The sequence below is a fragment of the Acinetobacter pragensis genome, from assembly GCF_001605895.1.
Taxonomy (GTDB): domain Bacteria; phylum Pseudomonadota; class Gammaproteobacteria; order Pseudomonadales; family Moraxellaceae; genus Acinetobacter; species Acinetobacter pragensis.
The window spans coordinates 15,048-31,099 of record NZ_LUAW01000036.1 but is presented as its reverse complement, the minus strand read 5'-3'; the positions used below and the strand labels follow the sequence as shown (position 1 = coordinate 31,099).

The following is a 16,052-nucleotide window of genomic DNA, read 5'->3' as shown; positions in this document are numbered from 1 at the left end:
TGTCTGCAGACCGCGCCAGACTGCATTTTTATATCCGCCATTGGTGGCTGAACATGCTGCATCAAAAGCCATCCAGTATGAAATTAACCTTAGACATTGACCCGCAGGAGCTCAGCTGAAGCGGTTTAYCCTTCAAATCTCCTACAAAATTTTCATAATTTTGCGTATAAACCGTACCGTGATCCCATGCAGCATCCTCTTGATATTCAATATTGCTTGCGCTGGTGCCATTGGCTTTCATCGAAGCAATGAGGATATCCGTTGCGGCTTTCGGTACTGTGGTATCAGCTCCACCCTGATAAATAAATACTTTCTGATTTAATTTTGTTAAGCCAGGCTGAGAACCAGTTTGCAGGAATGTGTTGATAACAGGAATACTCATAAACTCAGTTTGCGTCCGGCCATAGCCGTTTAATGAGCCCAGGCCTGCTCCAGCTGCATAAGTCTGCATGCTAAATCCAAAGGTATTACCGACAGTAGAACTGCATTCAGATTCAGCGATAGGCGCTAAGGCTAAAGTGTCTGTCTTAAAGACTTCATTATAAGTAACAGTATTGTTATGCCCCTGCATGCCTGCAACAATCAGCGCTGTGTAAGTATCCAGCTGAGCAAGCGTCGGAATTTGCTGAGCTAAAGGCATAGCGTTAGCCTGAGCCTCGCCGACCGTCAGAATTAACGCTAAATTCGAAGCTGGGGCAATTGCAACTGTGCCTTTATAATTCAATTGTGCCCGCGATGCATATTGAGCAGCTCCCAGAACAGCATGCCCGCCTTGTGAATGGCCAATACTTACCCATTGATCACTGACTTTTTGCCCCATCTGATCTTTTAAATATTTTCTGGCAGCAACCACTGCATCTGTAATCGAATAAGCCTCACTTTTTAAATTCAAGAAAGGATGATTCCCCGCTGATCCTAGACCTTCATAATTAGGCGCAACCACCACATAACCCTTGTTCAGAAGTTCCTCTATTAATGTTGCTGTTTGGCCTAATCCTAATGCGCTTGGGGCACATTTGTCCGCAACTCCCGTTGTTCCATGCGCCCAAACCACAATTGGCCAGCCATTGGCTGGAGCAGCCGTTTTGGGGGTGAATACCAATGTTGTAGCATCAACTTCGGCACCATCCACACCCAGCATTTTATACGTCATCAGGGATTGAGATGCGCTGGCATCAACCAAATCTGTATTAACGTCATTATCAATATCTGTATAAGACTCCACCCTCACTACAGGATTTACAATATTATTCTTAGGAATACCATCATCCACAATAACAGAAGTTGAACCTCCATCATCGCCGCTGCCGCAGGCCGTAAGCAAAAAAGCGCTGCTGATTAACACCGTTAAGACATGTTTTTTCATTTTACGATCCTTCGTCATTTGGTTGTTATTAATTATGATTTAACACTATGTATTACCTGTAATTTCAAATTAACACAATAGGTTTTAAGACCGATGGTCTTGTAATCATATATTTCACTCTATAGCTTTGATTTTGATATTTTTATTTAAAACGCAATGACAAAATCAATTCTACTGCATGCCTACAGAACAATTCTGCCAAATACGCAAACTTATGCAAATACTTTTTCATGCAGCGGAAGTCTTTAAAAACCTAAATGCTCATACATGTGCAAGCTTTAATACACTTATGACATAAAGTCCTGTTAATTCTGTGACTATGGTTTGTCAATAACTTAGGCAAATGATAAATTTAGCGTTTTAATACACTCTCCTGATGGAATAGGTTATGCAAGCCATAATTCTCGATACCGAAACTCATACTTTAAATGGCCAGCCGATTGAAATTGCATATGCGCCTATTCAAATTTCAGACCATAAAATCACCTTAGATAAGTCCCAGCTTTTTGACCAGCTCTATAGTGTTGATGAGCCGATTTCTTACGCGGCGATGGCCGTGCACCAAATTTTAGAATCAGACATTCAAGATCAGCCGCATTACTCTACCTTTAAGCTGCCTGAAGATACGGTGTATATCATTGGCCACAATATTGATTACGACATTCGCGCTTTAGAAAAATGCGGTGTAGATTCAACCCATATCAAAGCCATCTGCACACTTGCTTTAGCGCGTTTAGTCTGGCCCGATGCAGAAGCGCATAATATTTCCGCACTCATCTATATGATCAGCAAAGGCAGCGAAAAAGCCCGCGACATGATCCGAAAGGCCCATCGCGCCGATATGGATATTATTTTAACGGCTAATATTTTGATGCACATCGTCCATCACTTAAAAATCAACAGTATTGAAGAACTCTATGAAGCATCTGAGGATGCCCGTATTCCGCGCAGCATTAATTTCGGCAAGCATCGAGGCACAGCCATTGCTGATTTGCCGGCAGATTATGTGCAATGGCTGATGCGTCAGGAAGATCTGGACCCTTACTTGCGCAAAGCATTGGAAAATGCTGCCATTACAACGCTTTAAAGCTTTTATGCACCTGTGTTGTCATCAAACTTTCATACAGGTGTAATTTTCACACAATATGATATGCCTTAATTTATTGGGGGAATAAATTAAGGCATGCATACATTTTATAAAACTGAATTAGGTTTCCGTACGCTCAAGCTTCGCGATCTGCAGTTGAATGCCAGACAAAGACGGCTGCTGGTGCTGATTGGCACAGATGATTTTCATACCTTGAATGCCGCTATGAAGCAGCGGATTGCAGATCCGGAACTGCTGCAGCAATTAATGGACTTAGGTTTAATTGTTAAAGAAGCGCCTGATGCCGTTGCGCTGCACCAAGTCAAAGAAGAAGCTGAAATACAGCCGCAGATCTTAACGCAGCATTCCGAAATTCATACCGCGCTGCAGCACTCATCATCCGCAATAGCAGAAAATATTCAATTTCAGCAGCAAAACTTTCAGCCTGAACCCGTTGTTATAAACGAACAGGAAAATAACGAGCTGACAGCAGATTTTACTCCTCATTTCAGTCCCTTAGCTTTTGATGAGCTCAAGCAATTTATGATGCAGCATCTGCAGCAGTATTGCGGTTTAATGGCCAAGCAGCTGATTTTAAAAATTCAAGCGGCTGAGCAAATATCTCAGCTGAAACAATGTCAAATGCAGTGGATTACCCTGCTTCAGGAATCTAGAATTGTGCCCCAATTACTGAATAATGCTTTACATCAAGTTAACTTAAGCATGCGCAAGCTTCAGTCCGCTTAATTATTTGCCTATTCTTCGGCCGTAGGTGATGTATTTAGAGCTATTTCTTTGCTTCTGATTCATAAAATGACTTAACAGCTCATCATCTCTTAACAAATGTTATTTTATCTTTTTGAATTATATTGGTTTTTATAATTTTAATTTCAAGCATCCCTTTTATAATTTTTTTACTACGACTTTGTCTGAATGGTTTATTTGCGCCATTCAGAGCATATATAGGCTAGAAAATATTTCTGGGGGAGCATTTGAGATTATGGCGCATTATTTGCAATTTGACACTTTTGATAATCCTATGCAGCTCAGTAAAGTCGGCAATTGGATTATTACATTTTTAAGCCCCAAAGATGAATTGAACCATATTCAATTGGCCATTACCCATGTGCTTCCACGCCAAATTTGTGACCATCTGCAACCGCGCCGCCTGATTATGCACAGTACGCTTATAGAAAATTGCTGGGAAATTGAAAACATTGAATGTTTTGACAGCAGTTTAAATAAAGAAATTGCATTTCAGCCTGAATCTCCTCAGGCTCAAACGGTCATACAAACGATTTTAAAAGAATTTGACCGATATGACGTCTGTGTCAAATTTAAACAGGACAGCAGCAGCTAAAATCCGCTATCGAAGTCTCCTAAAGAACCAGACTTTATCAAAAGAATGAATATCTGCATGGCGAGAATATTTATTTCAATATAAAAAACTCACCGATTGCAGTGAGTTTTTTGGTGAAGCATCTAAATCAAATTAGGCTTCAATAACTTTATAAATACTGGATGAGTTCTGGCTTTCAAATAAAAGTTCAATACTTGGAAGAATCACTTCACCATCAACCACAATATGTTCAATTCTTTTAGACACATCCTGATTTTCCGGTGCAGAACGCAATAAGGCTTTGGCATCTACAATTTGGCTAAATTGATTCTTCACTTTGATATCGATCATATTTGTCATTGTCATTACTCTACTTATTTGAATTAGCATTTTTATAGCACATGCCTTGAAATTCACCTTGTCTAAAAATGTTAGATTTCTTGGCATTGTAACTTGATTAAAGCTAATTTATTGTAGATCAATAAGATACAAAATTACTCTGTAAATTGTATGACAATAACAAACCTTTTTATATTAAAAAAGCCCGCATTTCTGCGGGCTCTATGTTGGAAGGCTAGTGCTGATTTTTTGTCTTAACCGAAGTTTACGACTCAATTAGCTGTCATTGATCCGCCCAACTCATAGTAGCGTCATTTGTTTTTCGACCTACTGTAGTATTAATATAACACTGCCATTTTTATTGGCAAGCTGTTTTACACTTCAGCACAATTGATCAAAATAAATACAATTGAAATTTAGAATATATTCATAAATAATGTTGGCGCGTTTACATCATCTCAAAATTAAATACGTAACTGACTTAACAAACATTCCAATGCATATTCAATAAAGCCATTTATTTCAAAGATTTTGAGACATCTGCATCTAATTCAAAGACCAGTTTACGGATAGTATCTGTTTGAAACCCAGTTTTATATATTTCAGATGCAAAGGATTGTATTTAAGTGCCAGACTAAGCAAATGCGCGAGTAACTCTTTAAAAATTGAACGACAAATGGCGGTGCACCCTCCCCACTATTGAATTTTTCTAAGCTGCCTATATGGCAGTGAACTCGGCATTCTTGTTGCAGCTGTAGCTACTGTTTTTCTAAGCTGCCTATATGGCAGTGAACGATCAACTCATTCAGGCCATCCGCAACTTGCTTTTCTAAGCTGCCTATATGGCAGTGAACTTTAAGTCTTGCCATAACTCACCATCCATCAATTTCTAAGCTGCCTATATGGCAGTGAACATATTGCTGCGTGTTGTGGGAACTGTGTCATATTTCTAAGCTGCCTATATGGCAGTGAACCATAGTTTGCCTCCATGACTGAATAGCCATATTTTCTAAGCTGCCTATATGGCAGTGAACGAGCCTGTAGCTCAATCATATCGTTTTCTTTATTTCTAAGCTGCCTATATGGCAGTGAACTTGGGCAGTTGACACTGACTGCAGATGAAAATTTTCTAAGCTGCCTATATGGCAGTGAACAACTTTCTAATTGGAGCCTGCGCTGATCTTATTTTCTAAGCTGCCTATATGGCAGTGAACGTTCTGGTGTCTCATAAGGTGCATAAACTTTATTTCTAAGCTGCCTATATGGCAGTGAACTGAATCTATTATTGTTCCTGTTTTAAATGATTTTTCTAAGCTGCCTATATGGCAGTGAACCATCGGCTGGTGGCTTAGGTGACATGGGAATGTTTCTAAGCTGCCTATATGGCAGTGAACGGATTGCACAAACAGGCATATCGAATCGTATTTTTCTAAGCTGCCTATATGGCAGTGAACTTATTGTTGCTCCATTGGTGGTGGCTTTGATTTTTCTAAGCTGCCTATATGGCAGTGAACTTTGAGAAGCGGGTCGGCTTCGATTGGGATAATTTCTAAGCTGCCTATATGGCAGTGAACGCAAATTCCGCCAGCACCTTTGTTGGGTCATATTTCTAAGCTGCCTATATGGCAGTGAACTATGTCCTTAATTCCAAGGCAATCAGATAGCTTTTCTAAGCTGCCTATATGGCAGTGAACATAGCATTGCACTAAAGCCAATTAAGGCTACTTTTCTAAGCTGCCTATATGGCAGTGAACGCAACTCGTGCATATCAACGACAAAAGCATAGTTTCTAAGCTGCCTATATGGCAGTGAACGCTTATCGGGCGTTTATGTGCTTGGTCATAAAGTTTCTAAGCTGCCTATATGGCAGTGAACCGAGCTCGTATGTTTTTCCTGCGGTATTGTCTTTTCTAAGCTGCCTATATGGCAGTGAACTCCAATTTGCCCTGAATACTCGCCGATACAGCTTTCTAAGCTGCCTATATGGCAGTGAACAGATTTGCATTTCCAATGTTTTGTTTTGTTATTTTCTAAGCTGCCTATATGGCAGTGAACTTATTTTTAGGTATGCTTTTAATGGTGATTTTTTTCTAAGCTGCCTATATGGCAGTGAACTGAAACCGTCCAATTAGAGGACGGTTTTTTATTTTCTAAGCTGCCTATATGGCAGTGAACTAGTAAAACCTATAAGACCCAAGCGGTTGATTTTTCTAAGCTGCCTATATGGCAGTGAACGATGGAAGCCAAGCGCATTGCTCAAAATGAACTTTCTAAGCTGCCTATATGGCAGTGAACCGATATAAATTAAATCCTCAGTTTCAATCTTTTTTCTAAGCTGCCTATATGGCAGTGAACTTGAGTGTAACTGGGCGGATGAGCGCGTGGGATTTCTAAGCTGCCTATATGGCAGTGAACAATTTTAAATTTTGGAACATCTACAATGCTTATTTCTAAGCTGCCTATATGGCAGTGAACGAAAAAACGAATGATGCGATGGCGCAGCAAGTTTTCTAAGCTGCCTATATGGCAGTGAACTTACTTTATCGCCCTGATGTTTTACGATTGTATTTCTAAGCTGCCTATATGGCAGTGAACGTGCAGGCATTGGGATAACGCTAGTCGTTAATTTTCTAAGCTGCCTATATGGCAGTGAACGTGCTTATGCCAATGAGGTTAATTCTAATGATTTTCTAAGCTGCCTATATGGCAGTGAACGAACCACAATTATTGATATGGGTGGTAGTAATTTTCTAAGCTGCCTATATGGCAGTGAACAGTAATTTTAAAGTAAAAAATAAAGTTATAACAGTGAGTTAATACTAAAAATCCACAAAAGACCCAAGTTTTAACTCACGTTTATAACTCATTGATTTTATTAAGCTGTTAAAGAATAAAAAAATATTGGGTTAAAATTCTGGTACAGATGACACCGAACTTAAACCATAACTACTAAAAACCTGAGTTTCAGATTTTTCAGCCGATCGCTTTTCAATAAACAATTTAAAATGATTTTTAAGGCTTTCATCTTTAACTGTTCCGCTACTGTCACTCAGTAATTGAACATAAGGTAAGCTCGTAGATGTTACAAATTTACGATAATGTGCCAAAGCATTTTCATAATCATAACGCCCTTTTTTAACTTCAGCTCGAGCTAGCCGTTCAGCACTGCTCTTCACTTGTTTACGTTTATAAATTGCAAAACCTGTTATTTTTTCTAAAGGTACAGCCTTAATAGAGCTGATATGCACATAGTCCACATAACGGCTTAACCACTTATGAACATCTAAACTCTCTAAAATATCTTCAGATAAAGCAAAAAGTCGTAATTTCTCACCGACAAAACCCTTACCGCTTTTAGCGTCATAGCGATATTGGGGGAAGGAAAACCCAATATTCACTTGATTTTCAGCATTTTTAACACCTGTCAAGGCGAGATGTAACTGCTTATAAACTTTTGACCATAAAAAGTGGATTGAAATATCATCATCAGGAAGAAATTTAATTTCCAAATAATATTTCATTATTTATCACTCTCCCCAAACACACCACCACGTACTAAAACAGCCATCACGTAATGTTGCTGCTCTAATTCAGGTACTTTTCCTGCATTGACCCACGCATCAAATAAACTGTAAAAATCCTGATTTTCTTTCGGTTGACGATATGCCTTGCCTTCCGAAGTCACAGAACCATACGGTTCAACGGCAATCGGTTTTTCAGCATTTGGATACCATGTATCAATGGTACGTAAAGCGTTCCCAATTTTTTGAGAATGTAAACCTGCTTCTTTATTTCCAAATGAATATAAAGTTTTACTTTTTGCACCTTTTGAATTGCTTGTATCTAAAATGAGCTCTTGAGATGGGTAAACCTCTTGCCCCTCACCTAAACGTGCAAAACCTGTAATTTTTAACAATACATGTTCATCACCATTCAAACCTGCTTGAATCCAATTTGATAATTCATCAAATTGTTTTTGCTGATCGCTATGAACACTTACTTCAGTTAAACGGTTATTTAATGCATCAAAATTCAAAATATTGGTTTCTTTACCATCCACAATACGTGCCACAGACACCGTTACATTTTCAGCACCAATTCGATTACGCCACAAAAAGCGTCCATTGGCTAAATTAGCTGCATAACGTTTAGCCAATTCAATAAACTTATTTTCTGCATGATAAGCAGAAACTACAGTATTTAAACGCTCAGCAAAACCCACATCATTACATGCAGACGGCTGTCCTACATTTGCCAATACCCGTAAAGTAAAACTCACCGCAACCGTATCTTTGCCTTGTGGTAAAGCTGCCACATCAACCGTTTGTAAATTGGCTTTATTTACAGCTGCATCAATATAAGCAGGGTCAATTTCTTTACTGCTTTTTGGACGGTTTGAAATTGTTCCACGCACTGATTTTTCTTGAATAATGATGGCATTTTTACCATGACCTTGCTCAATGTCAGCCCAATTCACTGAAAACATACGCCCATCAGATGGATCAAGATGGCGGTTAAATGAAAGTACCGATGCTGTTTTTAATTTGTCATTCTTAGCCATGATTAATATTCCTCTTCTTCTGTTTCAAATTCAAATGACTGATTTTCTAGATCATCTTCCGATGATGGATTTAAGTTCAGTTTTGGTGCAAATGGCTGCCGAAGCTCATATACGCCATTTTTAGGTTCGATATTGTAATTCCATAAGGTTGCTGCAATATCTTTGATACGATGCGGGCTTTGCCATTCGCCTAGGCTTAGCAAGGTTTCTACAAATGTTGCAGGGTACTGATCATTACGCAGACCTTTAATTACACCCCGCGGTTGAACAGCGGTTAAAGCACCGTATCCAATCGGAATCGGTACTAACCATCCTTTCAAATGCTCAGGACGAGGACGAACCTGCCAAACGCCTTCAACTTGCTCTTCAGTCGAATGACTCCCCTCTTTTGCTGTACTGACCAAATTTAAGCGACCAATATCCAATAAAGTATCGAGTAAATTCGGTTCACTTTTTTGCGTATCCATATAGTTTGGATATTGCTTTAACCATGTTTGATGCGCCGTCAGCACTTCATGACGATGCAATAATGCAAAACCAGGCAATAAGCTAAAACGTAATTTTTGAGTTTTACTTTCAGCATTACTTAATGACCAATTGATAAGCTTAGGCTTTATCCGCTTATGTGGAAAAATTGATCCGCCTGCCAAACGCATGCCATAGACCCATTGATTCAACTTTTGTAAGAAAGTCTTAGTTGCTTCTGATAGATCTTCATCATTGGCGGATAAATATTGGTCTAGACCATTACCCGCTAAACCAATCACCAAACTGACTTCAAAATGACCTTTACCCTCTTCAATCATGGCTGGTGTAGAACCATCTGCTTTTAAGGGATGACGGGCTAAATTCAATTGATAAGGTGAATAACGAAAACTGTTTGTTTTCGTTACTTGTGGAATGAATTGATGTGAAATAACGCCAACACCACAGCATTCAATCTGTTGATACTCAGTAATCTCATTCAATTTACGCTGCAAGTTATGCATAAAGCCGGTAAAAGCACTTGGTGCAGGAAAACCCCACGTTAAATGACTGCTGATAATTGATGCATTTTCAACACTTAAACGTATGATATACAATGCTTTAGGATAAGTTTGAGCCATTATGCAAACTCCTCTTTCAGCAGTTGTAATTTATCTCGTAAAATAATTGACCATCCCCGTACCTCATGATCATCTAAATCTACAAGTTTGGCTTTTTGGGCTAAAATTTTATTCAACCATTGACCAAAATTGGAACCCACCTCAGTACGCCAATCACGCTGACGATAGGCTTCTAACCATTCAGCCTCTTCTTCAGTCAATTCACCTGCATCTTCTTTATCAAAAAGTTCTTCTCGGTAGCCACGATCTAACCAAAAAATTTGCGCACGACTAAAGCCGTCTTTGTTTGTCCAGCCAGTAGAGGCACTTTGTTGTAATTCAAAACTCATATCAATCACACTATCTGCCAATTGAGCTACGAGTTCATCACGTTCATCTCGAAATTCCACTGTATTTCGGCGGTCGTCTTTGCGATAGAGCGTAATCATTTTAGCAAGCAAAGGTTTTACATCTTTACGGTTACTCAAATAGCCCGAAAAGACACTTGAACCTTTCGGTAATTCCACAATTTGACCTTGCCATGTCGGTGGAATAGAAGGCAATAACCACATTGAACCACGGCGGTCACTATTCAACTGCGAAATATTTTGCGGTTTACTCCCACCAAAATTTTGTACCAATAAGCTTGGATATTCGCGGCTTTCGTGTGGGTGATGCAGCTTTTTAAAACGTGCTTCACGTAAAGTTTTGCTTTCATCACTAAAACGATCATCCGACAATTGCTTATACGCCCGATGAATCAATGCGCTTGGGTAAAGCAATACAAGTGTATGATATTCATCTGCATCAACAGGAAATAACACTTGCTTGGACAAACGTCCTGCATTTAATTCCTTAGATAACTCGCTAAAAGCTAAAAATCGTTGATAACGTACTTGGGAAATATCTTTATCTACTGCAAGCGATTGAATAAATTCAGCATCAGCTTGTAATAGTCGGTCTAATAAACTCACACCGTTAAAAGGTAAACGTAACATTTTAAAAACATCTAAAACCGCAGCATTCCCCACTACATCTGCATCAAGTTTAAGACCTTGCGAACCTACAAAATGGTGTGTGGTTTCCAAAGTGTTATAAAACATCGCTGATGCTTTGGAGTCAGGATGATGCTGTTTAGCGGTATGTGTCGCCAACCGTAATTGACCTACACGTAAACTTGCATCTTCAAGCCATGTTTCAATTTGATATTTTTCTAACAGCTTGTCACGCTCCACAAGATCATCCGCTTTGAGTTTCTCAAGCTTTTCATTCAAACGCCCTTGAATATATTGCTCAATTAACTCACGAATGCTTGTAGGCTCGGAGTTTTGAACTCCATCTACTTTGTCACTCATTTCCCCTCCTTTTTAATACCTAGTTATAATTATCTTATTTACAATATTTAACTTATTAAAAATCGTATTACAAGTCCGCCTTTTGTATAATTTTTAATCGAGAAATCAATTCTACTTATTTGTAGCTTAGAAATAGTTTAAATTCTCTTATAAGTTCACTGCCATGTAGGCAGCCTAGAAGTATTGATTTATCAGGGTTATTCTCTGATAAATCCTAGCCAATTGTGATACAGCCATTTTTTTTGCTCTGCTAGCTCAGGTAAAGTTAAACTTAAATAGCGCCCGCAATTGTCACTCCAATCTCGATCTGATGAAACTGTATCCAAATATTTTACTAATGCTTTAGCAGGATCCTGATTCGGCCAACAATGTATTTTTGCATTTTCAATTAACTCAATTTGTCGCAATGCGCTTTCTCGTTTTAACCAATTTCCTGTTTTTGGGTTGTATTCATTCAATTCTAAAGGCTGTTCTTCCTCTGCCTTAAAAGCCATGAATTGATCGGCCTGTGATAATCGAAATTGACTCAGACGCTGCAAAATTCCCGTGTAATGAATTTTAGTCTGCCAAAAATCATAAGCAGGAAATTTTATTGGGGACTCATTATTCACTCGCATTTCAGGGCAAATTCCTTGCCCCAATAAAATATGATGCATTCGATCATGTTCTAAATCGACCAAATTTGGATACTTCAATTTTTCATAATACTTTTTCAAATATGCAGGTGAAGGTTGTTGTAACCTCGGGATTGCATCTAATTGTTTTAAATGCGTATGACGAATTAAACCATTATCAATATCAGCTGTTGTGCCATTTAAAAAATGCCGTTTCTCTGAAAACTCAAAACCTTTCGCTTCAAATCCCGGTTTAGAAAAACAAACTTGGCTCGAATTTTTATAATGCCGAATATTACTTTCCATTAAAAAAACATTGGCTTGATCATATTGTTCCGGTCGATGCCGTCTTGCTCTGCCTGATGCCTGAATAATTGAACGCATAGAGGATGGTTCTAAAATCATCCAATCATAATCATGATCTCGTCCCACTTCACACACAGGCGAAGCTAAAACTAAAATAATTTGTTGCTGTTCAGGATAATGCGCTAACCAACCCTGAACCATTGAATGGTCATGGGGTTGCTTATCCTGATTCCGATCTAAAATTTCATCTAAATACTTTTCAATATTGGCACGCATCAACAATGGAAAACGTGAATGATAAACACATAAATGAATACGAATATTGGGATCAATATTTTGTTTTAACAATTGCTGTGCAATGGTTGCCAATGAATCAATATTGGCAAAACGTACCAATCCCACACTATATTGCTTTTCAGTTTTAGGATCAGTAATTGCATTCAATTGATGGGCTTGTAAAGTAGTCGCTAAAATTTTTGCGGTAAAAACATCTTGCCATTTTTCTTTTAGACTCAGTTGCTTAGGCAAACCAACCCATTCTACTGTGCGTCTTTTGGTTGCAGATGCATACTGATTTAAATATTCCACACGTTTTTTTGTAAAATTCAGATGGGCTTTTTTAAAGCTCGCATCTACTTCTGTATTGCTGATGTTTAAACTACATGGAATGACTGCATGACAAATGCTTGCTGTATTTTCATCAAACCACGCAGTAATAATAGGTTGATTTTCTTGGGTGCGATTTTTATTGTAAAACTTACGTCCTGAACTATAGGCTAAAAATAGCCCATTGATTTCCGAAGGCATTAAAGTCGCTGAAGATAACAACACTCGACTGCCCAATAAACCTGCCCAATATACCAATCTCGTTAAAGCATAATAATCATCAGGAGAAAAATCATCAGGTTCATCAAAGACTAAATCTGATGACATTAAACGCAGCATCGGGGCAATTTGTTTACCGCCACGAGTGCTTTCTGTGGCAGGGATTAAATGATCAATGGTGCAGCATAAAATAGGACTCATCAGCATTTTTTTGACTTGATGATTGCCTTTCAGCCATTGAGCAAACATGTGCTGATTGTCTAAAATACCCTCAAAATCAATTTCATGGTCATCATAATCGACAAAGCTTTCTTCATCATAGAAACCCATGAGTGATTCTGAACCCATGCTTTCAGCCAAGTATTGATTTCGAGTTGGATCTAGACTTATTTCTACATTTTGCTCTTCTAAAACTTCCGATGAACTTTTTTGATTATAATTTTCAAATATTTCCTTAACAGCGCCACCACCGACCATAATGGCTAAGTCTGTTTCATCTAAATCCAACTTTTGACGCAATGCTTTACCTGTTTGCAAGGTTAAGGTTCTTAAACCTAAAGCCACATTAAAACGTGCGCCTTTTTCAGGATCAGCCAAACCATACATAATACGGGTGTTCGCAAGCGTTTTTCCGCGCCCTGTTGAGGCTAAATTCACTCCAAAAAAACCATGATTGGGATAATTTTTTTGAATTAATTCTGCTTCTTGATATGATTTATCTTGCCATTGGTAATAGCTATTATTGGTTTTTCCTTCTAAAATTTTTTGTGGCGGTAAACGGTCAAAAAGTGCATCTAAACGTGTCATTGCTCCCATCAGTTGACGTACAGATTGGCTGACACCGACCAAATGATCATCTAAGGGCTGTTTTAAATTGCCTAATTTATCGGTATTGGCAAAACATGTATATGTTGAATCATGCCATTTTGGATTGGGGTCACAACTCGAATAAAAATGATCCGAAAGCATAAGTACCAAACGGGACACATGGCTGATATAAGGATCTTCTAAACTTGGTAACGTAGGCAAAGATAAAAATTGCTGTAATTTCACCGCACATGCCTTGGCATCTTTACGCCATTCAGAACTATAAAAAGGCAAATGTTCCTCTTGTATATTCCAACACTTTTGAATTTCTTTGGCTTTGTTTTTATCATCATCTAAATAATGACGTGGATAACACCAATTAAAATTTAAATCTTCAAATACTTGATCAAATTTAGTTAGTGAATGTTCTCTATCCGCATTTTTATCAGGGTTTAACATCGCCTTTGGAATCGGTAATCGATGGTGTGACACAATTAACCAAGCTGTGAGTTTAGCTATCTCGGGAAGACCTTTAAATGGTGATTGACCATGTTGCTGTTCATCAATATCTTTAATCACTTGATTTAACCAAGATACATCTAAGTTTTCAGAGGATAATGCTGCAAGTTTTTTAATCCACTCTTGATCTGTCGTACCACAAGAGCGGACAAAGGCTTCAAATAATCGTAATGAAATCCATTCATGGCGAAAAGGATCAGCAATCGGCTTATGACTATTTTTGGCATTTGCTAATTTAGAGGCAAAAAATGGATTAATTTTTCCAAAGTCGTGAAATAAAGCAGCAATACGGCCAATCAGTGTCACAAAAGTTGCCGAACTCCAATTACTGTCGCAATAATCCGTCTTTAATTTTTTTGCGGTTCTATTCACAGGAACAATTCCCTCTGAATTAAACTTATTCCGATTCCCTACGACCCACAGCAACTCACTTCTACGTCTACCCCTAATCCAATGACAGCTTACAGCTGTACTTTTGGTCACTGTTTTACGCAGCAACTTTTTAACAGCAATTAATCCATCTTCGGTAATCACCGTTTGCCACGTGTTATCTCCACTTCTGTCTGCAAAAGCATCCAAAACACGGCGTGTTCGTGAAATCGCTTTCTTTTCACATTGAGAAATAAAAGTGACTATCATGCCTCATCTCCATTTTTTGAAGATAAAGCTGCATCCTTTACCTGCTCGAACATCTGATCCAGACATTTATGCTCTAAAAATTTCTGCAATATTTGCGCTCTAAACTCCTGCTCAGTCATCCTTTCTTTGGCGCAAATAAATGCATACGGCAGTACAACCGCATCCTTGATTAAATCAGCGACGTCAAACACCAATGCCCCGCGGCGAGTTTTACCGTGCATCACTGCAAAACCATGCGGTATACCCAAAACCCATAGTGTAGTAGCGGCCAGACCATAAGCGAGGTAGTTGCCATGATTTAAAAAGTCGTTGGCTAAATCGCCTAGTTCCGGATTACGGCTAAACCCTTTAACGCCGGTGCACGTGGCTGCAATTTTATAAAGCTGTTTGGTCATTGCTGCTTCTGCAAGCAGTAAATCACCCACTTTGTTCATTTGAGGAATTTTCTTTTCAAACCCTTCCAATGCAGTCTGAATATTAAAATCATCAAGATAAAATCCATATTCTTTTAAGTCTCGATCTTTGGCCCATGTTTTTCGTATAAATTCAATCCGCGCCAACTGAAACCGCTTGGCGACTTCTAAACGCTTAGCATCATCAAACCAAAACTGCATCCAGCCCTGCATATATTCTGTGGGGCGGTATTCACTTTGCGGTGTCATCCATTCAATTTCACTGCCCATAAATAACGGTGTGCCGCCCCCGCCGCAAAAACCCACCAATACACCAGCGCTGGCCAGCATCCGCATAGCCGCCTGAGTAATGGAGGTGCCCGTTCCCAATAAAATGACAGTGGTATTGGCTATTGGGATATTCCAGTACTGGTTTTCATTTTTAGCTTCGGTCAAGTACAAAACCCGCCCGTCTTTTTGCATGACGCGGGCATGCTCAAGGTAATATACATTTGCACGCTTAGAATGCAGAATTACTTTTAAATCTGAAGGGTTAAGCTGTTCCATATTTTTGTTATTCATCATTCATTTAGAATGAATATATTAAACGCGCTTTTTAATGGCAACGAATAAATCCAATTAAACGACAAATTAAGTCGCTATAATCAGTTAACCGAAGCATTCACAGCCTTGCGCAAAAGGCACACACAATTTAGTAACAGCTAAAGTTCGAAATATCGCAGGTTATTGAGCGGATATTTCTGCTTCTTTATTTGTTTATTATAATCTTTTTATTAATTGTGCCATCAAAAAAACCG

10 protein-coding genes, 1 pseudogene and 1 CRISPR repeat array are annotated in these 16,052 nt (G+C 38.7%); of the genes and pseudogenes, 3 read left to right on the top strand and 8 right to left on the bottom strand.

Annotated features, from left to right (window positions below; all coding sequences use genetic code 11):
• Positions 1-130 precede the first annotated feature (130 nt).
• Positions 131-1,366 (bottom strand): annotated as a pseudogene (locus AZH43_RS14555) (alpha/beta hydrolase); the annotation flags it as partial.
• Between the two features lie 388 nt (positions 1,367-1,754).
• On the opposite strand from AZH43_RS14555, the gene AZH43_RS14550 reads away from it, so the two are divergent.
• The 3 genes from AZH43_RS14550 to AZH43_RS14540 all read left to right on the top strand — a co-directional run bounded on the left by AZH43_RS14550 (position 1,755) and on the right by AZH43_RS14540 (position 3,813).
• Entirely contained in the window at positions 1,755-2,453 is a 699-nt protein-coding gene (locus AZH43_RS14550; protein ID WP_067670960.1) for a putative quorum-sensing-regulated virulence factor, read from the top strand.
• 96 nt (positions 2,454-2,549) lie between these two features.
• Positions 2,550-3,200, top strand: a complete 651-nt coding sequence (locus AZH43_RS14545) for a hypothetical protein (protein ID WP_067670957.1) — start codon at positions 2,550-2,552, stop codon at positions 3,198-3,200.
• 253 nt (positions 3,201-3,453) lie between these two features.
• A complete protein-coding gene (locus AZH43_RS14540; RefSeq protein ID WP_067670954.1) occupies positions 3,454-3,813 on the top strand; it encodes a hypothetical protein in 360 nt (119 codons plus the stop codon).
• 132 nt (positions 3,814-3,945) lie between these two features.
• Here the strand turns inward: AZH43_RS14540 and AZH43_RS14535 are convergent, their stop codons facing one another.
• The 7 genes from AZH43_RS14535 to cas1f all read right to left on the bottom strand — a co-directional run bounded on the left by AZH43_RS14535 (position 3,946) and on the right by cas1f (position 15,801).
• The gene (locus AZH43_RS14535) at positions 3,946-4,152 is read right to left on the bottom strand and encodes a hypothetical protein (RefSeq protein WP_067670972.1); all 207 of its coding nucleotides are present in this window, start codon (positions 4,150-4,152) and stop codon (positions 3,946-3,948) included.
• A 685-nt stretch (positions 4,153-4,837) separates the two neighbouring features.
• Positions 4,838-6,906: a CRISPR direct-repeat array (repeat unit 28 nt; unit sequence TTTCTAAGCTGCCTATATGGCAGTGAAC).
• A gap of 131 nt (positions 6,907-7,037) precedes the next feature.
• Entirely contained in the window at positions 7,038-7,652 is a 615-nt protein-coding gene (gene cas6f, locus AZH43_RS14530) for a type I-F CRISPR-associated endoribonuclease Cas6/Csy4 (RefSeq protein ID WP_067670951.1), read from the bottom strand.
• Positions 7,652-8,692 carry a type I-F CRISPR-associated protein Csy3 gene (gene csy3 / locus AZH43_RS14525; protein ID WP_067670948.1) on the bottom strand — a complete coding sequence of 347 codons (1,041 nt, stop codon included), beginning with the start codon at positions 8,690-8,692 and terminating at the stop codon, positions 7,652-7,654. The genes cas6f and csy3 overlap by 1 nt, the downstream gene beginning before the upstream one ends.
• A gap of 2 nt (positions 8,693-8,694) precedes the next feature.
• Positions 8,695-9,798 (bottom strand): type I-F CRISPR-associated protein Csy2, encoded by a 1,104-nt coding sequence (gene csy2, locus AZH43_RS14520; protein WP_067670945.1) that lies wholly within the window; start codon positions 9,796-9,798, stop codon positions 8,695-8,697.
• Positions 9,798-11,132 carry a type I-F CRISPR-associated protein Csy1 gene (gene csy1 / locus AZH43_RS14515; RefSeq protein ID WP_067670944.1) on the bottom strand — a complete coding sequence of 445 codons (1,335 nt, stop codon included), beginning with the start codon at positions 11,130-11,132 and terminating at the stop codon, positions 9,798-9,800. Before csy1 ends, csy2 begins: the two co-directional genes overlap by 1 nt.
• Before the next feature lie 197 nt (positions 11,133-11,329).
• Positions 11,330-14,842, bottom strand: a complete 3,513-nt coding sequence (gene cas3f / locus AZH43_RS14510) for a type I-F CRISPR-associated helicase Cas3f (RefSeq protein ID WP_067670943.1) — start codon at positions 14,840-14,842, stop codon at positions 11,330-11,332.
• Entirely contained in the window at positions 14,839-15,801 is a 963-nt protein-coding gene (gene cas1f / locus AZH43_RS14505; RefSeq protein ID WP_067670969.1) for a type I-F CRISPR-associated endonuclease Cas1f, read from the bottom strand. The genes cas3f and cas1f overlap by 4 nt, the downstream gene beginning before the upstream one ends.
• Positions 15,802-16,052: the final 251 nt, after the last annotated feature.